The 24,516-nt window shown below is 44.3% G+C and carries 17 protein-coding genes, 1 other RNA gene and 1 pseudogene; 4 read left to right on the forward strand and 15 right to left on the reverse strand.

Annotated features, from left to right (window positions below; translation table 11 throughout):
* Positions 1–44: 44 nt before the first annotated feature.
* A pseudogene (locus MKX42_RS00005) lies at positions 45–804 on the reverse strand (Rpn family recombination-promoting nuclease/putative transposase); the annotation flags it as partial.
* A gap of 28 nt (positions 805–832) precedes the next feature.
* Complete coding sequence (locus MKX42_RS00010; protein ID WP_340750286.1) at positions 833–2,086, reverse strand: mechanosensitive ion channel family protein; 1,254 nt, start codon at positions 2,084–2,086, stop codon at positions 833–835.
* Positions 2,087–2,215: 129 nt separating this feature from the next.
* On the opposite strand from MKX42_RS00010, the gene MKX42_RS00015 reads away from it, so the two are divergent.
* Together MKX42_RS00015 and MKX42_RS00020 are read left to right on the forward strand one after the other, a co-directional pair.
* Positions 2,216–2,782 (forward strand): TetR/AcrR family transcriptional regulator, encoded by a 567-nt coding sequence (locus tag MKX42_RS00015; protein WP_340750288.1) that lies wholly within the window; start codon positions 2,216–2,218, stop codon positions 2,780–2,782.
* Between the two features lie 59 nt (positions 2,783–2,841).
* On the forward strand, positions 2,842–4,743 hold the full coding sequence (locus MKX42_RS00020; protein WP_340750290.1) for an alpha/beta fold hydrolase: 1,902 nt from the start codon (positions 2,842–2,844) through the stop codon (positions 4,741–4,743).
* On the opposite strand, the gene MKX42_RS00025 is transcribed toward MKX42_RS00020, so the two are convergent.
* From MKX42_RS00025 to MKX42_RS00065, 9 genes are all read right to left on the reverse strand, one after another.
* Positions 4,685–5,470 carry a nucleotidyltransferase domain-containing protein gene (locus MKX42_RS00025; RefSeq protein WP_340750292.1) on the reverse strand — a complete coding sequence of 262 codons (786 nt, stop codon included), beginning with the start codon at positions 5,468–5,470 and terminating at the stop codon, positions 4,685–4,687. The two genes, MKX42_RS00020 and MKX42_RS00025, sit on opposite strands and share 59 nt — an antisense overlap.
* A gap of 356 nt (positions 5,471–5,826) precedes the next feature.
* A complete protein-coding gene (locus tag MKX42_RS00030) occupies positions 5,827–6,102 on the reverse strand; it encodes a hypothetical protein (RefSeq protein WP_340750294.1) in 276 nt (91 codons plus the stop codon).
* A 233-nt stretch (positions 6,103–6,335) separates the two neighbouring features.
* Positions 6,336–6,700: a transfer-messenger RNA gene (ssrA, locus tag MKX42_RS00035) on the reverse strand.
* Between the two features lie 202 nt (positions 6,701–6,902).
* Entirely contained in the window at positions 6,903–7,382 is a 480-nt protein-coding gene (gene smpB / locus MKX42_RS00040) for an SsrA-binding protein SmpB (RefSeq protein ID WP_036690100.1), read from the reverse strand.
* A gap of 187 nt (positions 7,383–7,569) precedes the next feature.
* Positions 7,570–7,764: a DUF4177 domain-containing protein gene (locus MKX42_RS00045; RefSeq protein WP_340750296.1), complete on the reverse strand. Its 195-nt coding sequence runs from the start codon at positions 7,762–7,764 to the stop codon at positions 7,570–7,572.
* 29 nt (positions 7,765–7,793) lie between these two features.
* A complete protein-coding gene (locus MKX42_RS00050) occupies positions 7,794–9,113 on the reverse strand; it encodes a S8 family peptidase (protein ID WP_340757583.1) in 1,320 nt (439 codons plus the stop codon).
* Between the two features lie 2 nt (positions 9,114–9,115).
* Complete coding sequence (locus MKX42_RS00055; protein WP_340750298.1) at positions 9,116–11,287, reverse strand: peptidase domain-containing ABC transporter; 2,172 nt, start codon at positions 11,285–11,287, stop codon at positions 9,116–9,118.
* On the reverse strand, positions 11,278–14,391 hold the full coding sequence (locus tag MKX42_RS00060; RefSeq protein WP_340750300.1) for a type 2 lanthipeptide synthetase LanM family protein: 3,114 nt from the start codon (positions 14,389–14,391) through the stop codon (positions 11,278–11,280). The genes MKX42_RS00055 and MKX42_RS00060 overlap by 10 nt, the downstream gene beginning before the upstream one ends.
* Positions 14,392–14,531: 140 nt before the next feature.
* On the reverse strand, positions 14,532–14,753 hold the full coding sequence (locus MKX42_RS00065; RefSeq protein ID WP_445669352.1) for a class II lanthipeptide, LchA2/BrtA2 family: 222 nt from the start codon (positions 14,751–14,753) through the stop codon (positions 14,532–14,534).
* A gap of 134 nt (positions 14,754–14,887) precedes the next feature.
* Here MKX42_RS00065 and MKX42_RS00070 point away from each other — a divergent pair, with 134 nt between their 5' ends.
* Both MKX42_RS00070 and MKX42_RS00075 read left to right on the forward strand, forming a co-directional pair.
* Positions 14,888–15,133, forward strand: a complete 246-nt coding sequence (locus tag MKX42_RS00070) for a plantaricin C family lantibiotic (RefSeq protein ID WP_340750304.1) — start codon at positions 14,888–14,890, stop codon at positions 15,131–15,133.
* A 115-nt stretch (positions 15,134–15,248) separates the two neighbouring features.
* Positions 15,249–18,401 carry a type 2 lanthipeptide synthetase LanM family protein gene (locus MKX42_RS00075; protein WP_340750306.1) on the forward strand — a complete coding sequence of 1,051 codons (3,153 nt, stop codon included), beginning with the start codon at positions 15,249–15,251 and terminating at the stop codon, positions 18,399–18,401.
* An 82-nt stretch (positions 18,402–18,483) separates the two neighbouring features.
* Here MKX42_RS00075 and MKX42_RS00080 read toward each other — a convergent pair whose 3' ends face one another.
* The 4 genes from MKX42_RS00080 to rnr all read right to left on the reverse strand — a co-directional run bounded on the left by MKX42_RS00080 (position 18,484) and on the right by rnr (position 24,249).
* Entirely contained in the window at positions 18,484–19,428 is a 945-nt protein-coding gene (locus MKX42_RS00080) for an ABC transporter permease (RefSeq protein WP_340750308.1), read from the reverse strand.
* Positions 19,428–20,345 (reverse strand): ABC transporter ATP-binding protein, encoded by a 918-nt coding sequence (locus MKX42_RS00085; RefSeq protein WP_340750310.1) that lies wholly within the window; start codon positions 20,343–20,345, stop codon positions 19,428–19,430. Before MKX42_RS00085 ends, MKX42_RS00080 begins: the two co-directional genes overlap by 1 nt.
* A 331-nt stretch (positions 20,346–20,676) precedes the next feature.
* Positions 20,677–20,898 (reverse strand): helix-turn-helix transcriptional regulator, encoded by a 222-nt coding sequence (locus tag MKX42_RS00090; RefSeq protein ID WP_340750312.1) that lies wholly within the window; start codon positions 20,896–20,898, stop codon positions 20,677–20,679.
* 417 nt (positions 20,899–21,315) lie between these two features.
* Positions 21,316–24,249, reverse strand: a complete 2,934-nt coding sequence (gene rnr / locus MKX42_RS00095; RefSeq protein ID WP_340757584.1) for a ribonuclease R — start codon at positions 24,247–24,249, stop codon at positions 21,316–21,318.
* Between the last annotated feature and the right edge of the window lie 267 nt (positions 24,250–24,516).

The raw sequence follows: 24,516 nt of genomic DNA on the forward strand, positions 1-24,516 counted from the left end.
ACTTGTCCATGTCCTTTTTATAGCGCGCCCCAAAAACAACATTTTCAAAGCTCTATTGACTTAATTTCCTTTTCACTAAGGCCTGTCAACTTAGCAACATTGGCATAATCCATTCCTGTTGCCAGCAAATTACGAGCGACTAGCAGCTTACCTTCCATAATCCCTGCGGCTTTTGCACCCTCAACCATAGATACCTCATCATGCAAATATTTCTGTCTAGCCTCATACAACCGTCTGGCTTCAGAATCCTGACTCAAATATTGCAAAGTGTCCATGGCCTTTTCTAATCCGGGTTCATTCATCTTAAGCACCTCCCAATGTGATGTATCGGCACCTTTCAGAAACAACAGCCAATTGATTAGTCCGCCTTCAGATGGAACATTACGTTCATCTAGCTTCGGTAATTCCAAGAAATGCACCTCAATGTCATCAATTAAGGATATCCCTGTCCTGTCTTCCCGCAGGTGAAATACGTTATGATATTGCTCATTTTTCAAGAATGAATAATTCAGGATGTTGATCGTTACACATTTCTTCAACTCTAAATACTTCTCACCCTCACTGAGTTGACTGGCATACCTTTTGCTCCAATAAAAGAGTGTTCTTTTCTCTATGTCATACTTATTAAATAACTGCATCTCTATATCAATCAGCTTACCTTCAGAGGTCTTGGCATAAACATCAAAAATGGATTGTTTAATCGAGTGGATCATCTTTATCCGTATAAGGATTAATCAGAATAATCTCAGTCAGCGGTGGCTCGCCAGCTTCAGTAAAGATCCTGTTAAGAAAGGCCAGCAGCACATAAGCTTCTACGGTTATAGTCATATCCTCAATACCCCGCCGAATATTCCCTTCTCTCTTTTAAATTAACAATATCCTGACCCGTTGGGTTCTGAAAAACGCGAAGTCCAAACAGAGGGATAACCGCAAAAATGTGATCAAAGATATCCGACTGGACGGACTCATACACCCCCCAGGTCGTCTCATTGCTGAACGCATAAATTTCTAAAGGCAGTCCGCTGTCTCCTGGTGCTAACTGCCTGACAATGAGCGTCATATCCTTATGAATTTTGGGATGATTGCGCAGATATTCTTGGACATATTCCCGGAACACCCCGATATTCGTTAGTTGTCGCCCATTCACTTTGCTCTCCCTATTGATATGATGTTCCATATTATAGGCGTTAATTTCATCTAATCTGGTCAGGACATAATCGCTAAGATAGTGAACCTTTTGGAACTCCTCAATCATTTCTTTGGTACAGAAACATATGCTGCTTGTATCAATACAGACACTTCGTTTAATCCTTCTGCCCCCGGAGGCTTCCATCCCCCGCCAATTTTTAAAAGAGTCTGAGATCAGGGCATAGCTCGGAATCATGGTAATGGTTTTATCGAAATTCATCACCTTTACCGTATTCAGCGTAATATCAATTACATTGCCGTCGGCATTATATTTAGGCATTTCAATCCAGTCGCCTACACGAACCATATCGTTAGAAGATAATTGAATACCTGCTACCAAGCCCAATATCGAATCTTTGAAGACTAGCATCAGAACAGCGGATAACGCGCCCAGTCCACTAAGCAGAATCAGCGGATTCTGACCCATGAGGTTAGAAATCACCACAATCGCACCAATAATATACAGTATAATCTTCGCCACCTGAATGTAGCCTCTGATCGGTCTCATCTTGGACACTTCATACGTACGATAAATAGCATCGATAGCATCAAGCAAGGCATTAAACACCGTGATCGTTACAATAATCATATAAGCTAAGGCGAACTTTACAATGAAAGACTGATACAGCGGAAAAATAGGCGCAGCATAATAGATGATAAAGGCCGGAGCGAGATGCGACAGCTTGTGAAATACTTTTTTCTCCAAAAAGAAATTATCCCACGTATACCGGTTGTTATGAATGATATGGATGATGATCTTCAGTACGATTTTTTTGGCAACAAGATTAGCCACTATAGAGAGTAAAGCAATACATAAAACCATAATGATGTTCGAGAGATACACAACCATCTGCTCGCTCATTCCATATCCTGCTAGGTGCTCTTGTATAAAATTCATCATATCCTCCTGACTGGGTGCATAGTAGCCTACAATTATAGAGGATTGTTAGGGGTTATGCAAAAATAAAAATACTTGCAACGCTCAATTTAGTACTGTATAGTTCTAGTCATGACAAAGGTAAAAATAATGAATCAAAAACGTGTGATTGAAGTCGCGGCAGCCTTATTTTTAGAAAAGGGATTTGCTTATACAAGCATGGATGAATTAGTACGTGTAAGCAAAGTGTCCAAATCTAATATGTATTATCACTTCGCTGATAAGGAAGAGTTGTTAGCAGGGGTCGTGGATTATTGGATTGAAACGTATGAGCGTGCAATGGATGAAATCCTTTCTCAGAACCAATTATCAGTGGAAGAGCGTGTACAGATGTTTTTAAAGCATTTATCGCAGGGAGTTCAGTCAAGAGACTATAAGGGGAGCTGTCCGTTTATTACCCTTTATATTCAAACCCCGGCTCAAGCTACGCACATAAAGGAAAAAATAGGGCTCTTTTTTACAGGCTTACAAATGAAAATCTCTCTATTACTTAAGCAAGGAGCAGAAAAAGGCGAGTTTAGAGAAACAATTCATATTGACGAGGTAGCAGCACTTTTTATAACGAATCTGGAAGGAGCGCTGTTTCTGTCAGAGACATTGAAGGATGCAACGGTGATCACGAGAACCGCCAGCCACTTTTTCAACTTGCTTCGATAAGAAGCATTTTTTTTACACAAAATTAGTACCATTCAGTACTAAAAAGGAGCGCGGATAATATGAGAACCATATTTTTAACAGGTGGAACAGGTTTTATCGGGAGGCAACTTGTGGAGGAGCTTCTTAAAGAGGATGTTATGATTTTTCTTTTAGTGCGGTCGAAAAGTAAAGCAACACATGTCTTTCAGGAAAAAGGTATTTTAATCGAGGCAGCCATGCACTTTATTGAAGGTGATTTGACGAAAACAGATTTAGGTCTAAGTGACGAAGATAAGGAGATAGTACTACGCACGGATGTTATTATTCACGCAGGCGGACAAATGGATATTCAAGCGACAACGCAAGAAGCAACCTCTGTATTTTTAAACGGTGCCAAGCATATCAATGAATTCGCTAAACGTATCCACCAATTGAAAGGGTTGCAGCAATTTATTCATGTAGTTGGATATATGAGCCCCTTTGATGATACTAATAGCAAGGTTGCGATTGATGTGCTTCAAGAAGGGCATGACTATTTGAAAATAAAAAATCCGTATGAAAGAACAAAATTTTTAGCAGATCTGTATATTCGCCAGCAGGCATCCGCAGTAGGCTATCCGCTGTCTGTGATTAACCCGCCAACTGTAGTCGGCAGCAGTACAACAGGGAGTACGGAGCAATTAGCCGGCTTAGGCTTGCTTGTGGAGAGTATGCGCAGAGGGCTGATGCCAGTTATCCCTGGAGGCAAAGGATATAAATTACCGCTTATTTCAAACGATGCGCTTGCGAAGTTTATCGTTCAGGTTGTTAAGCGGGAGCCATCGTCTATTCAAACCTATACCCTTGTTCCAGACCAACCGCTGGACCCGGATATATCTGAATTATTAGGCGTTATGTCAGAAAGTATGAATATGGCTGCACCTACAATCTCTGTGCCGCTTCGCTTCATGAAGGCACTTATGAACAGCGGGATCAGTAAAATCACACAAATTCCATCGGATGGACTGAACTTTATTACAAATAGAACCTTTTCAAATGATTCATCGAAAAAAATCATGGGAGAAGATTGGTTTACTAAGACGAGTGTTATGAATTTTTTCCCGGCCGTAGTAGCAGATTTGGATTACCGCCTGATGTACCCAAATGACCAGCATAATCATGCATATGAACGAACCTTAATCGGAAACACTGTGATTTATCAAATACCAGGTGAGGGTAAGCCATTTATTTTATTCCACGGTTTGCTCAGTGATGGAGCCGATTTATTTCATTTAGGACTAGAGCTTCATGAAAAAACGGGGCGACCCGTATGGATTCCAGATCTTCCGGGTTTAGGACGTTCCCCTTTTAAGCGGGAGACAAATCTTATGGATCTCTATTTGAATCTAGTGAAGGAGTTATCAGGAAAAGCCACTCATGGCGCACATTGGATTGGCCATTCCTTCGGAGCGGTTATTCTGCTGGAAGCGTTAGCGCGAGAGTACCTAGATACGAAGAATACGATTACTTTACTTCAGCCGCCTGTTACGAAAAAAAATTCTAAATCGTTCAATACTCCTCAATTGTTGGACAAATGGGCATTGAAGTTAGCAACTGCTAATTCATTGGAACGTTATTTAATTGGTAGTGGTCTGTTTGAAAATACGGAAAGCCTTCCGAAACATTATATTGCCAAAGTACGCAGCAGCTTTACTTCGCCTAGAATTGTAAATACCACTCTTAAGCTCAACCGTTTTCTATCGAAAAATTATCAGTGTGATTTCACCAATGTACCGAGGCCTAATCTTCATATTATTTGGGGAGATCAAGATCGGCGCTATTCTGCTCCAGTACAGCTTGGTGAGGTTGATGTTGTTCCCTATGGTCATCATTTTCCTCTTAGCCATCCATGGGAAACGGCTGGTTATGTGTTAGCGGAACAGTTTATAAATCGAGAACCGGAACCGGTCCGTCCATCCAGTTCAGCTGGCTATCCATCATGAACTGAACCGTCCAATGATGCTCTGCCTGATACCAGTTATTAAATTCCACAATACTCTCGTACAGATTCTCGACGGCTTCAGGCGTTCGTTCTTCCAGTACCCGATGGATGTCCGCCAACAAATTCTCCGGCTTCTTTTGGGCCCCTTCCAGAACCTTTAAGAACCACTTATAAGAAGGAAACAGCGTTTCGTTGTGTACCAAAATCAGCCTACCTGCGAAAAAGGCATAGTGGGTCAAACAGTAGTCGATTAATAGACGATTGTTGCGTTTCAGTCCTTCGTAATAATACCATTTCCAGGTTTCGAATTGTGCATAGAACTTCTGCATGTTCTCTGCCTTTTTCTCCACCGGATATCGGGGAGCGTCTTGGACCAACTGTTCCAACCCCTCGATATTGGAATAGGTAACGAACGCATCCTGGAATGCGAACTTAGCAGGATCGCTGCCGGATTCGGCCACTTGCTTGATGTAGGAAGCGGATACAACTTTTCCGTCCACGTAACCGCCTTCATAAGAACAGGATTCCGTTTCGAAATACCCAAGATTATGGATGGAACAAGCTTTCTTGTAATCCTCTTCAGAAAGGACGATCATAATGTCGATATCAGAGGTTTCGCCAGCAAAGCCATGCGCCACGGAACCTCCGATGATGATCCCTTGTACGTCGGGTCTGGCTTTAAGCTTGTTGGTGATGGTATCAATGGCAGCTTGATGATGGGGATACATAATACATCCACTCCTTTAAATTAATATAAGCATTAATTAGTAAGCCAATACGTTAATCATAAGTAAATAATATTCCACTTTTGAAATTCCCGCAATCCCCCGTAAAGGGATATTTGGTATAGTTGGGTTAATAACTTGTTAGTGGGGGAGAACCTATGGATGAAGTCGTTCGGGTCATATATTCGCCAAGCGAAATATCATTCTCACCGCAGAGAAGGAAGTACACATGCATTCAAAACTCAAAGAGCCTTGGCACATACTGGAGGATCAAATTAAAGGAATGCTGGAGAACGAGAAATTCCCATCTTTTCCACGTTTGATAGAATAAAACAAAAAGACACCCCTAAAGGTGACTTTTATTGATACTCCATATGAAGCCGAGGCCCTCTAATCCCGACATATCGTTCTCGTGCTACAACCTCAGGACGGGAGGTGTGAATAAAACAATACTCTCTGTGAGGGTCTTCCTGGTGTAATTCACTATACCGTTTCAATGCTTTGGTAGAGTCCTCGTAGGAATCGATCACGGACATCTCTTCAATAAAACGCTGGCCCTTCTTAGAATAGGCCTGAGTCGCCTCAAGAACGACCCATTCATTCGGAAACCGCTCCTGAACTTCATCCCATCGCATCTTGGACACCTCCGGTTAAATAATTACTATTATTATAGCATATCGGTTGGTATCGTCTAAACCAGAGTTAGACCTCCACCCGATCTTTGGAGTATGTAATGCCACATCTTTTTAAGTAAAAGTAATAGTGGATACCTGTGTAACCCCACAATTGGGCTGACTGAAAACTATAATTATAAACAACCACAGAAATGAAAAAAGACACCAATTAAGGTGTCTTTCACTGATACTCCATATGGAGCCGAGGGGAGTCGAACCCCTGTCCGAAGATAACGGCACATAAGCTTCTACGAGTGTAGTTACAGTTTTGATGTCACCCTAGAAGCCCCCCGTAACCGGGTCCCCTTCGGGTCAGCCTGATTATCTTCTTCAGCTCACCCCAGGCGGAGATGAGACAGCGTATTCCACTATTTGTTAGCCCCTAGCCCTGTCACATGGACGATGCAGAGTAGAAGCACGCACACAGTTTCTTAGGCTGCGAAAGCGTAGTTGTTTTGTTGTTTGCCGTTTAATAGGCTTTAGCGTTGATGAAGCGGACGCGTCCCCACTACTCGCTACTCATGCTCGAACTATCCCCGTCGAATCCAAGAACGGCCCCTCATTATAAAGGGCGCTTCGGATTAACGGATCAATCACAAGCACAAATGCTGATCCGGTACACAGCGATCTGACTTAAGATGGCTGTTCAGAAGCAAAAAATCTACTTACCCAGTATAACACATTTATCAACACTTTAACACGCGGGTTAAAGGAATTGAAGGTTGAATCTGGAACCACTTGGTGCGGGTGCAGCAGTCCGTCTACCTGGCAACCTTTTGTTTGTCGCGCAGCACACGCTGGATATCACGCTGAGCGTCTCGCTTTGCGGCGGAATCCCGTTTGTCGTATTCCTTCTTACCTTTACCCAGACCAATCAGCAGCTTGGCATAGCCATTACGCACATAAATCTTAAGCGGCACAATGGTGAAGCCATCCCGTTTGGACGAGCCCAGCAGCTTGTGTATCTGCTCCTTATGCATAAGCAGCTTACGTGTGCGCGTAGGATCGGTAGGATTGGCGCGGTTTCCCTGTTCAAAAGGACTGATATGCATGTTGTGGATATGAATCTCACCATTGCGGATCGTAGCGAACGCATCCCCTATGTTGGCGCGGCCATTACGCAGAGATTTGATCTCAGTTCCTGTAAGAACCAAACCGGCTTCATACGTGTCCTCAATAAAATAATCATGGGAAGCTTTCTTGTTTTGGGCAAGCACTTTCCCGTCTGCCTTTTTACCCATGAGCGTCACTCCTTAAATCGAATCAAAAGATCTTTGGATCTGACTCCTGTCGGTTCAACCAGCAAATTAGGAATCAACTTATATTGTAACAAAGCAGGTATTGTTCGCGCAAGCAAGCTGCGGGCCATGGAAGGAGCTTCATGATGACTCCGCAGCTTACTAACAGCCTGCTTGATAATCGAAAAAATTATTCTATTATACGTTCAAAAATAAGATCCAGCACAGAAGCCTGTCCACCTGCCAGCAAAGGCATGGGGACAAGGCTGTGCAGCTTCCAACCATCGGCAGCGTACCGATCAATTACCTGCCTGTAATCCTCCTTTAATTTTCCGCTTATCGTTCCCACCAGAATTGATACATAATTATATTCATATTTGGACATTATTTAACCTCCCTGTAAGTTCAGCTTCCCTATTGGATCATTTGCTGCACAAGCACTTCTCCATAACCGAATTGATTGTCCCGGCCCGGATCACCGAGATCAACAGCTTTTTGTTCCATTAATTTAATAATTTTATTTTTTGGGGGATACTGATGATACTTATCATAATAATTTGAAATGAGCAGCCCGGCAGCAGCCGATACCTGAGGAGCAGCCAAACTTGTTCCGTAGGAAAGAGAAAAGCCTTGTGGTATATTTAATATACTGTCGAGCGGTGAATTCGGCAGCAGTCCGGGAAAACTGGTCAGCATCAGATCTGTTACATCGACCTCTCCCGTTGTATCAAAGTTGTCACCTAAATAACCGCCGTATGCCACAAAATCGATGTAAGATCCGAAATTGGAATAGGGAGCCAAACGATTGCTCTTCGTTACCGCACCCACACTAATAACATGTTCAAGCATACTGGGAACATGGATTTCATTATATTCACTATCTGAACTGTTGAGAAAACGATTTCCAGAAGAAGCCACAATCATAACTTGATTTTTGTTTGCATAATCTGCGGCACGCTGATAAGCATCTAATAGAATTTGTCCTGCATGATCCATTTGAATGTAACTGCCGGCACTGATATTAATAACTTGGTTTCCATCATTAGTGGCCCGTACTATAGCACTCAGCAGATCAAAGCTGTTTCCTCCGTCTGTATTCATAATTTTATAGGGGACAATACTAATCTTAGGAGCCAATAGATTTAATATTCCTGCAACCTGAGTGCCATGTCCGCTTTGGTCCTGGATATTGCCGTCCCCATCCACATAGTTCCAACCATTTACCGAATTGACCATTTCCCCAAATTGCTCATTGGACAAGTCCACACCGCTATCCAGAAGAGCAATACTAACCTCGGGATTCCCCTGTTGTATATTATAAGTGGCATAGTTATTTGTCTGTATTTCAGCATACCACAGATAAGCATTAAGCTCTTCTATGCCGTCTAAATCCCAATTACTTCTGTTCTGAAACATATTCGCATCTGAAGATTCTGGAAATTCTTTATACCAGGATAAATCTATAATATTCTCTGCTTTTCTCACACACTTCTCCAATTGTTCAACATCACCCTCCAACCGCAAAAAGCCGATCTCCTGAATTTTCTTCACTTCAATTTCACTGTTGGCAAGTAACGATTCAATCTTTTTCAACTGCTTCGGCTTCTCCAAGAGTACAAATATTACCTCTGACCTGTCCGCATTCTCATTAACAGCATGGGTCGATGCTATAGGCTGCAGCACAAGGAGTATGAACAGCAAGAGCATAATAATAGCCGTTTTTTTATTGATCATTCTCAAATGGTTATTCCCCTTTCGTCCGTCAGTGAATACGTATTCTCTTGAAATTTGGCATAAAACTCTCCATAGAATTGACTTGTCTCCAGCAGTTCATAATGCGTTCCACGAGCCACGGTTCTCCCGTCCTCCATCACTATAATCAGGTCTGAATCCATTATGGTCGTAAGCTTGTGGGCGATGACAATCCGTGTACACTTTAGCTTTCTTAGAAAATGATCTATCCGTTTTTCATTCTGATGATCCAACGAGCTAGTAGCTTCGTCCAGTAATATGACAGAAGGCTTGTTAAGCAGCGCCCTCGCCAGAGCAATCCGCTGCCGCTGTCCTCCAGATATATTCATTCCGAGCTCAGATACCATTGTGTTAAATCCCATAGGCATCCGGACAATATCCTCATAGATTTCAGCCATCCTTGTGACATTTTCGATCTCTTCCATTGTGACTTCTTCATTGTACAATGAGATATTGTCTTTAATGCTCCTATTGAACAGGGAAGCATCCTGAGGCACTACTCCAATCTGCTTACGAAGTGCGCTTAAGTTCAATTCACGGATATCTTTCCCGTCAAAGGAAATCGTGCCGTCCGAAGGCATATATAAACCAAGAATTAGTTTAGCCAAAGTACTTTTTCCAGCACCGGATTTTCCGACAATCGCTATTTTTTGTCCAGAGGTGATATCAAGATTGATGTCATTTACCACCAGCTCACTGTGCTGACTGTATCGAAATGATACTTTCTCCAAGCGGATATTTCCTTTGAATTCTACAATAACTTCCTTGTCGTCATCTGTATGTTCAAGCGGCTCCTCCAATACGTCCTGCACACGTTCTAGATAAGCTCCGGTCAGTAACAATGCATTAACTGTCTGCACAATAGAACCGCTCATACTAAAGAAATTGTTAGAGAGCGAATAGAATGCTATCAGCTCACCTAACGAAAGCTGGTTATCGAATAATTGCATGGCCCCGATCCATAGCACAACCAGAGGGGACATCATTTGCAGCGTGCCGGATATGGAGGAGATTATATTCACAAATCCTTCTTTATTCTTATAAGCATTAATTAGCTGATCAAGGAAAGAGGCCCAGCGGTTATATGTTTCCTTCTCAATGCCTGCTGTTTTGATTCCAAAGATGCCATATAGAAATTCAGTCTGATAACTCTGAAGTTGAGAGGTCTTCAGAATTTCGTCCTGGTTGACCTCTTTTAGGCGGCGTTTGGTAAGAATCAATACCAATACATTTAACAACGATAATCCGACTACCAGAACAGTAAGAAGAGGAGACTTATTCAACATGTAAATTGTAATAAAAGTAATCGCGCTGAAATCCAGCATTCCAAGCACAATCCGAGAAGATAACATCTCTCTGATCACCCGGAGACTGCTGGCCCGAAATAGTAAATCACCGAACGATCTTAATTGAAAGAACTGATAGGGAAGCCGCAAAATATGAGAAAAGAAATGCTGCATCATTCTTCTATCAAGCACATTATTTAGGACTATAATAAATTTCCCCCGAAAAAGCTGAACTCCCCCCTGCACTATCGTCAGTAAGATGACACCCAGCATAAAAACAGACAACAATTGAAAATTATTGGCCGTAATAATGTTATCAATGAGATACTGAACTAAAATGGGCATACCCAGAGTTCCTAGCTGATAGATCACAGCCATTACGATGACAAGCGCCACTTTTTTAGGGATCTCCAACAAGTATTTGATGAACTTTCCCCATACTGAACCTTTTTTTTGCGGGACGACTGCTTCTGTTGGTAGCATTTCTAATACAATGGAATTGAAGCTTTTTTGAAATTGCTCGTGGGATATAGTACGCCGGCCTATAGCCGGGTCTATGATCCTTACAGTGTTTTTACTTATCTTATCAACAACTACATAATGGTTCTCTTCCCAATGAACAATTACCGGCAATTGCAGTTTAACGAGTTGGCTCATTTCCACCCGGAATACTTTTGCCTCAAATCCTAGTCTAACGGCCATATTCCGCATCGTATACATTGTAATTCCATCACGGCCTATACCTGCCATATCCCTCAATTCTCTTAATGTCTTATGCACATTGTACTTTCCTGCGACCATAGAAATACAACATGCTCCGCATTCCGTCTGCAGCATTTGCTCAACAAATGGTGTCCTCTTTATGAACATACAGCTACCCGATGGTGCGGAATGTCCAACGAAAGAATGGATGGAATAACGGGATCAATAAACCGGAGCAAGCCTAAGGCAATTCCACTAAGTCCGGTAAATAAACCAAGCGATTCGATATCAGGGTGCATTCCGGTCATCCAATGTTGTTCAGGAATCCGGTTAACCCGTATCTGTTCCACCCGATTGAACGGTTGCAATCCGGGAACCAGACAGTGAACATCCATCATTACATTGCGGTTACCTAAATCACCATGACACATCGAGTGTCCGATCGCTTCCTCTTTTTCTTCTGAAAGATCTTTTAATAAACGTTCAATCATTAAAACCTCTGGTGGCACGTTAGGCAACAAAGCCCCGATATGAGCCCGGGCCAACAGAATGCCGTATGAGCCATGACACCAGTAATCGGAGGATAACTCGTGTTTGCTATGCCGCAGGTCCAGCCATTTCCGGCTATCTTCCACATAGAACTGATTCTCGATGCGCAGTAATTCAATGATTACACGCTCAATTTCAGGTATCGGAAGCACACTCTGGACATGCGCTAGAGAAAAGGCAAGCCCGCTAAGGCCATGTGCAAATCCAGCAGACCTTAGGCAGCTATCCTGAAGGACGGAATTGTCAAGCTCAACCAAAAACTGATCTGTTAAGCTCTGCAACGCCAACCGAACTTTTTCACTTGGATAAACACGATAAAGATTAGTTAACACTTTCAGCAGACCCGCGTGACCTCTAATGATATCAATATCCTTTTCCGACGGAAGAAGCTTCTCGATGTAGGGCAACAAATCTACCGCTCTTTTAAACAATGTCGTGTCATCCCACAAACAACCCAAGTAGGAATACACATATATGAAAGCACCAATACCAAAAAAAGCAGAGGTAGAGTCCATATTGGCCATCCAGAATTTTTCCTCATTTATGATCTCATTCAAGATGGATCTTCCGGCTTCCTCATACTTCTCCGATTTCAAGGTGCTTCCCAACTGGGCATAACAGATTGCCAGACCTCCTAATCCGTCGTATACCCCCGGTGGAAGAGGTGATAAATAGATATCATCTTCATCCCCGACACTGGTACTAATCCAGAACGGACCTCTCCCTTTGGTATCATACAGAGCAGTTGACAATATCCGGTCAGCTATAGCAACAACCTCTTCTCTTACTGATACGGAAGAGGGAGACTGTGTGGAAAGATCAGGTTTACCTTTCCATACATTATCAATGAGTGTGGCTATTGAAAGAGAGATGTATCTCTCTTGCTTTAGACGATCTGCTTGGCTGAAGGAACGAATGCGGTCCTTGGTCAGGGAAAGGCTGGTCTCTTTGTAAAAGTCATCAAACGCTTCCCCTGCTCCATTATACAAGTGCTTACTGCCAACACGGAAAGTAAAGTAAGGAACATCATGGTTGATTAAATCATCTATTTCAGAACGTACGAAGATATGCGCACGGTCGGACCATTCGGTAATAGACCACATGTAGTCAAATAGACTCTCCCGGTCGATTCCCCTTTGCAAATACTTAGGGTGAATACTGGATTCCAGGAATTTACCATACACATGAGTAGGCCTGAAGACATGCCGCACCTCATCGTTCTCAAAGAGGTCTAACAAAGACTCGAATTCCTTCTTATGAGTTGCAATCAAACCATACGTTTCACGAAATCCTTCGAGCAGGTCTTCTTTATAGTTGAAAATTTCAATTTCTTGTCCATTGATGCCCGGAACATTAAGCTTACTCTGTGTTAAGATTTCGGCTTCGGCAAACAACATCACATCTGTGCCAAAATTGTCTATAGAATATCCCTTATTCCTCTTGGACAGCTGCCCACCCTTTCCAGCAATTCCGCTTAGATCGTAGTCAAGTACCTGATCATGCTTGAATTTAACAGGCAACATCATAGAGGACAACACTGAATTCTTCAGCTCCAGCGCGGTCACATGAAGTTCTTTATGATCCTGGTATAAATCAATTGTATTGTCGAACAAAGTCTCCAAATCAATAAGGACCGGATATTCACCCGATGCAATTAAATTCTCATTATGGAAATCAACAGAGCGAAAAGCATACAGCAGAGCCACATTTATACCTTGTCTGTAAAAAAAACGCTTTATCTGTTCTTCTTCCGTACAATCGCTATATGGAATAAACTCCTGCCACCCATAGTGTTCACGGTCAAGCACCTTAGCTGTACGTAAAGGATATTTCACACCATTGTCATTCAGCCAGGCTACAACTTCAGCAAAATGAACGTCAACCGCAAGCGAACGTGGCTTATACACCAATTTGCCGGCAGAGGTCTCAACGATTTCTACACTATGTCCTTTCTTGTGAGAATCACCCAAATCGCCCTGGAGACTGAGCAATCGTGGATGATGCATTCCAAACTCAGCTTTAATAGATACATAATCTTGTAAATAACGACTTGCAAGCGTTTTGTGAATCTCTATCAACTGGAGAAGACGTTCACAAATAATTCGCCCCAATACCGGATATATTTCAAAAATTTCGGCATAATATTTGGAATCACCCAGACATTGCTCAACATAATAAACATATCGTTCCTCTCCGGTATTCCCTTCCAGTATTCCCCCTAACCTTGCTATATTCAGTTCCGCAATAAGCATCTTGGTTGACAGCTTATCTATGTCGCTATGAATAATGGCAATTACGCTTTCGATGTATTGATGGACATCCACCATATCCTCCAATTGAGGATGATTCTGTGCCAAAGCTTTAAAAAATACCTCCAAAGAATGTTGGATGAACAGTACAAATGGAGTGAAATATGTAATAAAGGACTTATGAGGCAGCTCATATTTGATATCGGATACTGATTTAGGATTGTAAGCTAGAATCTCCTGAAGAGTCAGCACCCATTCCGGAGAATGCTGATCTGATAGTTCCGGATAGTTCCGGATAGCAAGCTCATAGTTTTGTTTAGTCAGTTGGAGTGAATATAGTTTATTATTCAAAGCCTTTTCAGAAATATCGTACGCAATACCCTCTCCCTCGGTATGAGCCATATTCGTTGAAAACGGCACTAATTCATGCAAATAGGCGCTTTGTTTAAACGCGGGTGTGAACTCTGTCATCATTATCATCCCTTACCCTCGAATTAAATAGAAGACTGCCACAAAGACAAGCTTCACGGCAGCCGCGGTGCAAAATCCATAAGCATCGTACGCCCCTAAGTCTTACACTAAAAGGATAGTTAAAGAAATTATTTTAATTCCAATTAGCAGCGGCTAGTACATTTAGTAGTTGGGCAAAGGCTTGCCGAAACCGTAACTCCCGCCGTAATGCATGTCCAGGAAGAGGGGGTAAGCGGAGTTGTCTCCGGATTCACATCGCCCGTTCCCCCGGTCAGCATTTTCAATTCCTCTTCATTGATTACTCCTACCAAATCACTAGATTTCAAAAAATCATTGCGAACTTGTGAATTATTCATGAAATATATCATCCTTTCAAATTTTATTTCTAGAATAATATGTAAGATTAGGGGTTGACTATCCTTTATGAAGTAAAATATACTATATTTGGAATTCCAAGTCTACCAATTTTTTAAAAAAAATGTAAAAGGGAGATGTCGTTATGAATTTCAACAATGAAATGGTGTCTGCATGGAAAAATCCAATGGCCAGAAAAAATGTTAGTGCTGTTCTTCACCCCTCCGGTGATGTATTAGCAGAGTTGAAGGAAGAGGATCTTCAGAATATTGCCGGAGGATGGAACACTAATACCCTGACTACAAGTACTAGCATCCTTGTCAGTATGACGCTTGGCAACAACGGCTGGGTTTGTACAGCCACCAAAGAATGTATGCCTAGCTGTAATTAAACTAATCAAGAATAAGCTGCGGACGGTTTTTTAGAATGCCGTCCGCTTCTTGTCATTCTTGAAGAAATGCCTTACTCGTCTTCATTTCAAATACCTTACTAGGTGTGTGCCAACTATGAATAATAAATATTTTACTTATAGTGAAAGAGAACCAATAGCAGATACAGACAGCTGTCTAGCAGTCAAAGAGAAGACCGCCTATTGGCGGTCATTGTTTAACGACGATGATGCGTGGCTTAACAAATCTGTTTCTATTTTTACAGGTGATAGCGTAGAAGCACTCGCCCATTCTTCACTTGCTGTGTTGATTGAGGGGAATTCCGGTGATTTGCATCCATTTGAGCATTGGATGGCGATTGAGAAAAGCTTCTTTTCTACTTTTCAATCAGAATTAATGGATGTTTCGCCTTCCGACACTCTTATCTTCGATGCCTTACTAACACGCTTCGCTTATGTAGCCGATAAAGAATTCGCTTCACAAAAGGTATACTTACCTGCCTCAATCAAAGAAAAAACCTTGTACCATTTAAAAGAAACCCTGCTCGGTATAGCCTATCAAACCCTTATTCTTGAATTGAATGTATTACGGGTTCAAGAACAATTAGCCGGCGATACCCCCGAAGAAAGATATGCAAACTTCAATAACCTTTTCCTGAATGATGTTTCCTATATCCGTTCATTATTTGAAGAATATCCCGTCTTACTACGGCTCTTATGTACAAAAACAGCTTATTGGATCGAAAATGTTGCCCAACTCTTGCAGCGCCTTAAGCAGGACATTGAACAAATCAAAGATCTTTTCAACATTCTGGGGGAAATTATTGATCTTGATCTTGGACTCGGTGACTCTCATGACAAAGGAAAAATGGTGGCTATCCTTCGATTTGATAACAACAAAAAAATTGTATACAAGCCTAGAAGCCATGAAGTGGATATTAAGTTCCAAAACATCCTTAGCTGGATTAATTCCCGGCAGCCGCCAAGACAATTGGCCACTTACACTATACTGAACCGTGAAACCTATGGATGGTCAGAGTTCGTCAAGTACCAGGAATGTGACTCACTTGAACAACTAAATGACTATTACATACGTTTGGGTCAACTGCTGGCCGTATTATACAGTATTGATGCCGTTGATTTTCACCATGAGAATATTATTGCCTGTAAGGATCATCCGATTCTGATAGACTTGGAGTCCCTGTTTCACCAGACTAAGTATATTGAGGTCTCGCTGGATACAGCCCTTGCCAAAGCACGCCACATACTGACACGATCAGTGAATTCCACCGGGCTTCTCCCCTTCAACTCCTATTATGAGAAAAAAGACAGCAACAGAGTGTTAGACTTAAGCGGACTTAGCGGAAAGGAAGCTCAGGAAGCTCCATTCAAAGCCTATCAGATTAAGCAATCTTTTCGTGATGACATGCACTTAGCCAAAGATTCCTTTGATATACAAGGGGCGCAGAATGTCCCGAAAATACAGGGTAATCCTGTTGAAATTGTTGATTATCTGGATTCCATTATGGATGGCTTCAAGCAGGTATATCAGCTAATTGATAGCAACAAAGCATCTTACCTTTCGCTTCTGACTATGTTCGAGGGCTGCCCTGTTAGAACAATCATTCGGCCAACCGCTGTCTACGCCCAACTGCTGAATCGAAGTTACCATCCAGATTTCCTTAGAGATGCCATTGACCGGGAAGTCTTTATGAGCAGATTGGAGAAAGCTAACGATGATCACATCACGAACCGCGATGTCGTGAAGAACGAATTGTCTGACCTTTTGGATGGAGATATTCCATACTTTCTATCCGCTCCCTCCCACACCTACTTAGAACTGACCAATCAAATAAGGATCAATAATTATTTTGAAAAACCGGCTCTGGCAAGAGTCCATGATAAAATCCATTCTTTATCGAACACTGATCTAGGCGAACAGTTGCATGTTATACGCATGTCTATCCTTGCCTCTTTTAACGCAAAGCATCACATTGATTCGCTGGTTCTCAGCAAAGAGACCGGGTCATACACAGTCCAAGAAGCAGACCCTGAAAGCATCCTTAGTTGTTCCAAAAGAGTAGGGCAGTATGTCCTGGAGCAATCTATCACTATCGAAGGCGGTAAGGATGTCAGCTGGATCAGTACAATGATCAAAGGCATTGATGAAATATCCTGGACAATATCACCTGTTAACTTGGATTTTTACAATGGTGTAGCCGGCATTGGCTTTTATCTTAGCTATCTCGGAAACCTGATTCCTGAAGATAACAGATTTGAAGACTTTACAGCACGATGCGTGAATACCGTTACTGATGCACTACACGAGTTGCGAAATCAAAATATTGATTGGACATCCTATTTTGAAGTAGGCGGATTCACCGGAATTACAAGCTATCTCTATTTCCTTCAACATGCATCAGTGAACCAACAGCGCCCGGAATGGTTCCAGACAGCATTGGAATTTCTCCCGCTTATCAAGAAAGCGATAGCAGAAGATAACCAATATGATGTTACCGGGGGAACTGCCGGTGCCTTACTGGTACTACTCTCCCTATACGAACAGCAACAGGAACAGGAAATTCTTGAGCTTGCTGAACAATGTGTTCGGCATTTGCAGCGCAACGCAACTGTGATGTCCACTGGCCTGGCCTGGCGTGATCCCTATCACCAGAAGTTCTATACCGGATTTGCCCATGGGTCTTCCGGCATTTTGGCTGCGCTAGCCAAGTTCAACAGACTCATGGAAGACCGTTCAGTTCAACGTACAATTGGGGATGGCTTGCAGTTTGAGCGTAGCATGTATGTCCCAAATGAGAAGAACTGGAAATCAATTGGCCGGGATCAGCTTTCTGTTGCCTGGTGTCATGGCGCTCCCGGTATACTGCTGTCCCGTTACATTCTGCGTGAATGCGGGTATCACGACGCGATCCTCCAATCCGAAATTGAAGCGGGAATTGACACTACGCTCAGGTTGGGTATAGATAATAACCGTTCTTTCTGCCACGGAGACTTTGGACAACTTGAGATTCTAAATAACTTCTCCAAAGAGAACCCTGCGGTTAAAGCAGCGACATCTGATCTTTCTGCCAGACTGCTTGAATACTATAATAAACATAGACTGAATGGGGGAGTGTCCCGTGGTGTGGAGGCTGTAGGTCTAATGCTTGGCTGGAGCGGAGTAGGTTTTGGGCTGCTGCAAGAAGCCTTTCCCGGCAAGTTGCCGCAGATTCTTCATTTATCCCCACCGGTTGGTATCAGACTGCAGTAATCTTTAGAGCAAAGTGCGAAGAAGCCGTGAATCCCATACCAGCTTCTTCGTACTTTTTGTCTATTCACGGCAACTATCGCAGTTATGATGTAATATCTCTTTGGGTAAAGGACAGAAAGGATATACACATAAATGCTATAAAATAAGCCAGCACTACGATCAGCGAAAAAGAAAGAGTCATTCCTTCAATCACTGGTGTGCCATCCAGATAAGTGGAAAAGTCGTAGTTGGTAAAAATTAAGTATTTTGTCCAATCGAATTTTGTTGCAAAAAATTGTGTTAACGTTGTTCCAGTGAAGTAGAGCAGCAAGGAGACACTTACCGAAAGTATTGCATTTTTAAACAATACGGATATGGTAAAAGCTAAGGTGGTGATCATTATTATCGTAATGAGTGTAGCTAAATATTTTAGACAGAGATAGGATACCATTGACATCTGTACAATTTCCCCGCCTTGATAGGCCAGATAGGAATTGCTCCCCCCCGTTCCCAGCCACAAATATCCCAGCAATGCTGCAAATATCAGAAATGTTATGAACAACAAAATAATACTAATCACCGTGGACACATATTTTAGCAGAAGATAGCTGCTTCTATGGACGGGCGAAGTTATAACAAATTTGATAGTTCCCTTTGAATGTTCAGCAGAAATTGCATTAGCACCAAATACAATAGCGACCAAAGTAATGATAGTGGTAACCGGTCTTAACTGATCAATGAGTGTAAATGCATCATACCGGGTGGTGGGAGGAATATTCTGATCCAGCCGGTACTGGTTCACAGCGATCTGCTCGGACAGAAAACGGTACATGGGCATAGTTGGTGACAGAATAGCCATCTGCTTCTGATCAGCCTGTATTTGACTCTCGACTCCAGCTCTCCAGTTACCATCTCCAACAATACTCTTAGAGCTACTGAAGCCCACAAGGACCGCATAAGCCACGGTAATAACGAACAACAAAAAGGTAATCAACCAAGTATTACGGTTGCTGTAAAACCGATACATTTCATTCTGAAGTAATCGCATCAGCTCGCCCCCATATCCGCATTCAACAATTCTATAAAATCTTCCTCCAACGTTCTTTTTTCCTGTTTCATCTTGAGCACCTCTATATCATGATGTTTCAACATATGGATTACCCTCATGATTTGTTCTTCTGGCAAAAAGAACGATAGCTCAGAGGCTCCCTTGCTCTTCTCTACGGTGTAACCTTCTCTTGTCAGCAGCATCATAGCCTGATCCATTTGCAGCTCGTCGAAAGAAAGAGTATAACGAAAATTATTGTTCGTTCTCTCATTCATCTTAATTTCTAGTAATTCTCCGTGGTTCATAATTCCATAGTAGTCACACAACATTTCTACCTCGGACAATAAATGGCTGGATAAAAAAATCGTCTTCCCTTGCTTGTCTGCCAGCTCCCTGAGCATTCGCCTCAGATCAATAATACCTTGTGGGTCCAAACCGTTGGTTGGCTCATCTAAAATGACCAGATCGGGATTATGCAACAGTGAAACTGCCAAACCAAGGCGTTGCTTCATCCCCAATGAATACTTTTTGACTCTTTGATTTGCACTCTCGCTTAAACCAAATGCCTTCAATTGGCGTTCAATATCCGCTTTATCCGCACTTTTACGAAAGGCAGAGATGTACTTTAAATTTTGATAACCCGTCATTTCCTCATAAAACGAAGGATTTTCTATTACAGCCCCTGTCTTTTTAATCGCACTTTTGAACTCAGACCGAATGGAACTGCCTCCAATGCGAACATCTCCCGAGCTCATTTTCATCATCCCAACGATGATCTTAATTAAGGTGGTCTTTCCAGCCCCGTTAGGCCCAAGTAGTCCAAATATTTTTCCTTTAGGAACCGACAAACTTACATTTTTTATAATATCTTTATTGCCAATTCTTTTAGAGACTTGATCAATAATTAGAAAGTCCAAATTCATTCCTCCCTAGTACCTGCTGGCCAACACTGTTCAGTTCCGTCTCCACAAGCCTACCCAGATAAAAAGACCTATTATAAAAGATAATGAAAATAAGATTGTCACCATATTTCGATACAGCTCGTAGCCCGGGTCGATCCATGAGCTAATCAGGATAATTAGTGAAAAACTGGTGCTCAAGATGACAAACATACTCCTGAAAAACTTGTTGAGAATATAGATTCCCCGTTCATCCCGGATATTAGAAAAACAGAGCAGTAGTATCCCTATAAACGACAAAAAACCCAGTACTGCAAAAATAGAATTCACACGAGAAAAAACGTCCACATTAATCTCCCCCCACATAATCAAACACTTCGTAGATGCTTTTCTGAAAGACATCAGCAATGCGGAAAGCCAGCTTGAGGGATGGCATATATTTGTTCCTTTCAATCGAGATGACCGTCTGACGGCTAACCCGAAGGGCATCTGCCAACTGCTGCTGCGTCCAACCCCTCTCTGCGCGCAACTCAATAATATGATGTTTTAAATTCTGATCATCTACCCCCATATTTACCATCCTCTTGTATTAGTTTACATTTTTATCATAATACCATTTTTTTCAAATGTAAAGCTCCCTTTACAATTAATTTTGGACGATTTTAAAAAATTGCAAAACAAGGGGTGTCCCATAAGCCAGGAAATGGCTGGGACACCCCTTGCTTTGGAGTTGGATGGACGTTTGCGCTCGGTGAGGACGCTCCGCGAACGAAACGTTGTTACAATCGCTGTGCTCCAGTTTCTGGATGACGAAAAATACGTTTTACTGGAGCAGTACTTTGTGGATGCTTAAAACAAGCTGCAAATGACCAAAAACGCAGAGCAGCGATTCTCCAATAACGGGAGAATCGCTGCTTTTTTGAATTTTAAGCTTTTCAAGATAGAGGCCTGTCTCCGCTAGTATACTTTTGGGACAGTCCATTTTTTTCTAGTCCACGTTCTTTTTTCTTTTCTTACGCTTAGCTTTCTGCGCATCCGCGGCCTTATCAGTGCCCGGCGTCACGGAAGGTCCAATGAACACGCCGCCTTTCTTCTTCTTGCGGCTGCCCTTGCCCTCCGGCGCTGCGCCGCGCTCGCCTTGCCCCAGATCCTCGCGGCTGCGGAACCGTGTGCTCGCGTCTACGCCGCGCAGCTCACCGCCCGCCTGCTCAGACCCGCCACCGCTCGGCGCGCCGTAGCCGCCCTTGCCCGAGCCAAAACCGAAAGCGATGCCGCGTCCGCCGGCACCGCCACCGGCCTCCGCGCTGCGGCCTCTGCCGCCCTCGCGCGGAGCGCCAGACCCGCCGGCTTCGCCCCGGCGGTCCGCCTTCGCGCCGCCCGCTGCGCCAGCGGCGGCAAGACCACGCCGCGCTGCCGCTTCCGGCCCGCGGCCGCGCTTGCGGCCGCTGCCTGCTGCGCCGGCGATGTCCCACGCCGCCGCTCCGTCTGCGCGCGGCCCGTTCCCGGCGCCTGCCGCAGCGGCGCCGAGGCTTCCGCCCCCACCTGCTGCGGCAGGGGCACCGTTCTTTCCGGCCGCGCCGAAGCTGCCGCCCGAACCTGCGCCGCCCTTCTTCTTGCCGGCGCCGTTCTTGCCCCCGGCAGCAGCGCTGCCAGGCTTACCTTTACCGCCACGGCCCTTGCCGCCTCCAGCATTACCGGCGAACGGCTTGCTGAAGCCTCCGGCGCCCGGACGGCCGCCTTTGCTGCCCCGTCCACCGTAGCTCCGGTGATCTCCCGCCGCGCGCGGCTTCATATCGACCAGCTCGAAGTCGATGGTGTGGTCATCCATATTGACCTTGGCTACGCGGATCTTCACTTCATCGCCGATGCGGAAGACCTTGGAGGTACGCTCGCCGATCAGCGCCATATGAGCTTCATCGAAGTGGTAGTAATCATCCGTCAGCGCACTGAGGCGAATGAGACCTTCGACCGTATTGTCCAGCTCAATGAACATCCCGAAGCTGGTCACGCTGCTGATCATGGCTTCGAATTCCTCGCCAACCTTGTCCTGCATGAACTCCGCTTTCTTCAGCTGCTCGGTATCCCGCTCGGCTTCAACAGCCACACGCTCACGCTCCGAGGACTGCTGGGCAATATCCGGCATCCGGGAGGCCAGGTATTCGTGACGCTTCTCGCTTAGAGCTCCGCCATTCTCAAGGACCTCACGCATAACGCGGTGAATGACCAGATCGGGATAACGGCGGATCGGTGAGGTGAAGTGGGAATAGAATTCCGCTGCCAGTCCGAAGTGCCCGGTGCTCTCGGCATCATACTTCGCCTGCTTCATGGAGCGCAGCATCATCGTACTGATTACCGTCTGCTCCTTCGTTCCCTGAATCTGCTCCAGCAGATCCTGGAGCGCGCGCGGGTGAACCGAATTCCCCCTGCCCTTCACGTGGTAACCGAAGTTAGCCGCAAAAGCCATGAAGTTCTGCAGCTTCTCCGGGTCCGGGTCTTCATGAATCCGGTACAGGAACGGAACCTTCAGCCAGTGGAAATGTTCTGCCACCGTCTCATTAGCAACCAGCATGAACTCTTCAATAATCTGCTCTGCCACAGAGCGCTCACGTTTTACAATATCGATAGCCTTACCGGCCTCATCTACAATAATCTTGCTCTCTTCAAAATCGAAATCCACCGCCCCGCGCCGCATCCGGGCATCGCGCAGCTTCATCGCCAGCTCCTTCATCAGCCGGAAATCACTGATTAGCGGAGCATACCGCTCCAGCAGCCCAGGATCTTCATCCTCGACAATTTTCCGTACGTCAGAGTAGGTCATTCTCTCCTTCGTGCGGATAACACTGGTGAAGACATCGTGCTTCACGATCTTCATCTGCTCGTCGAATTCCATTTCACAGGACATCGTCAGACGGTCAACCTGCGGATTCAAGCTGCAGATACCGTTCGACAGCCGGTGCGGAAGCATCGGAATAACACGGTCCACCAGGTACACACTGCAACCGCGGTCATAGGCTTCCTTGTCCAGCTCAGAGCCTTCACGCACATAATAGCCTACGTCAGCAATATGAACGCCCAGCTTATAATGACCATTCTCCAGACGCTCTACGTTGACCGCATCATCCAGATCCTTAGCATCCGCGCCGTCAATCGTTACGATATTGAGCCCGCGCAGATCACGCCGCCCCTGCTCGATAATTTCTTCATCTGTGATCGAATCCGGCGCCTGCTCCGCTTCCGTCATCACCTCAGCCGGAAAAGCCTCCGGAAGCTGATGCTTACGGATTACCGACAGAATATCTACGCCGGGGTCATCCTTATGACCAAGGATTTCAATGATCTCGCCCTCAGCCGCAGCACGGCCCTCCGGATAGTTCACAATGCGGACAACCACCTTTTCCCCGTCAACCGCACCCTTGAAAGACTCCCTGGGGATGAAAATATCCCGGTTAATCCGCTTATCGTCAGGCAGCACGAAGCCATAGGTCTCCAGGCTCTGGAAGACACCCACCGTCTGCGACACGCCTCTGATCAGAATCCGTTCCACTTCGCCTTCCATGCGCCCGCCGGACGGGCTCTTCGAGGTAATACGGATCAAGACGATATCGCCGTTCATTGCACCCTTCAGATCGTTCGCGTGGATATACACGTCCGGGTGCTCCCGGTTATCGGGAATCAGAAAAGCAAAGCCCTTCGCATGAACCTGCAACCGTCCGCGCAGCAAATCCATCCGCTCAGGCACACCATAGCGGCTACCCCGGGTCAATATGATCCGGCCATCCTTTTCCAGTTCAATCAATAGAGCCTCAAAGGCTTTGAAATCGGCACTATCCTGGGTGGCGAAATGGCTCACCAGTTCTTCATAAGTTAGTGGTTTATAAGCGGTCTCCCGCATGAAATCAAGTAAGATTTCCTGTGTTATCATGTTCGTCATCTCAGCCTCCTGCAGCATTCCTATGCACTGGCACATATGTATGCCTTGTCCTATTGCACTGTAATCATTTCAAGTAAAATTTACCTTTATATACTTCATACCCTAGTATACACGAAATCAATCCCGGGCATCCCTGTTATGATGTTCACAATATTAAATCTGCATACAAAATAACCCCACAAAGTGGGGCTTTAGCTTCAATGATGACTCAGGTACTTTGCGGGGACCCCAAATCTATCAAAAAAGCCCCCGTCTATT

Origin of the sequence: Paenibacillus sp. FSL R7-0204 (assembly GCF_038002225.1) — a bacterium.
Classification (GTDB): Bacteria; Bacillota; Bacilli; order Paenibacillales; family Paenibacillaceae; genus Paenibacillus_AQ.

Excerpts from the sequence above, each read along its gene's own strand:
- MKX42_RS00010 (WP_340750286.1), bottom strand. The coding sequence starts at position 2,086 with ATGAATTTTATACAAGAGCACCTAGCAGGATATGGAATGAGCGAGCAG.
- MKX42_RS00015 (WP_340750288.1), top strand. The coding sequence starts at position 2,216 with ATGAATCAAAAACGTGTGATTGAAGTCGCGGCAGCCTTATTTTTAGAA.
- MKX42_RS00020 (WP_340750290.1), top strand. The coding sequence starts at position 2,842 with ATGAGAACCATATTTTTAACAGGTGGAACAGGTTTTATCGGGAGGCAA.
- MKX42_RS00025 (WP_340750292.1), bottom strand. The coding sequence starts at position 5,470 with ATGTATCCCCATCATCAAGCTGCCATTGATACCATCACCAACAAGCTT.
- MKX42_RS00030 (WP_340750294.1), bottom strand. The coding sequence starts at position 6,102 with ATGCGATGGGATGAAGTTCAGGAGCGGTTTCCGAATGAATGGGTCGTT.
- smpB (WP_036690100.1), bottom strand. The coding sequence starts at position 7,382 with ATGGGTAAAAAGGCAGACGGGAAAGTGCTTGCCCAAAACAAGAAAGCT.
- MKX42_RS00045 (WP_340750296.1), bottom strand. The coding sequence starts at position 7,764 with ATGTCCAAATATGAATATAATTATGTATCAATTCTGGTGGGAACGATA.
- MKX42_RS00050 (WP_340757583.1), bottom strand. The coding sequence starts at position 9,113 with ATGATCAATAAAAAAACGGCTATTATTATGCTCTTGCTGTTCATACTC.
- MKX42_RS00055 (WP_340750298.1), bottom strand. The coding sequence starts at position 11,287 with ATGTTCATAAAGAGGACACCATTTGTTGAGCAAATGCTGCAGACGGAA.
- MKX42_RS00060 (WP_340750300.1), bottom strand. The coding sequence starts at position 14,391 with ATGATGACAGAGTTCACACCCGCGTTTAAACAAAGCGCCTATTTGCAT.
- MKX42_RS00070 (WP_340750304.1), top strand. The coding sequence starts at position 14,888 with ATGAATTTCAACAATGAAATGGTGTCTGCATGGAAAAATCCAATGGCC.
- MKX42_RS00075 (WP_340750306.1), top strand. The coding sequence starts at position 15,249 with ATGAATAATAAATATTTTACTTATAGTGAAAGAGAACCAATAGCAGAT.
- MKX42_RS00080 (WP_340750308.1), bottom strand. The coding sequence starts at position 19,428 with ATGCGATTACTTCAGAATGAAATGTATCGGTTTTACAGCAACCGTAAT.
- MKX42_RS00090 (WP_340750312.1), bottom strand. The coding sequence starts at position 20,898 with ATGGGGGTAGATGATCAGAATTTAAAACATCATATTATTGAGTTGCGC.
- rnr (WP_340757584.1), bottom strand. The coding sequence starts at position 24,249 with ATGATAACACAGGAAATCTTACTTGATTTCATGCGGGAGACCGCTTAT.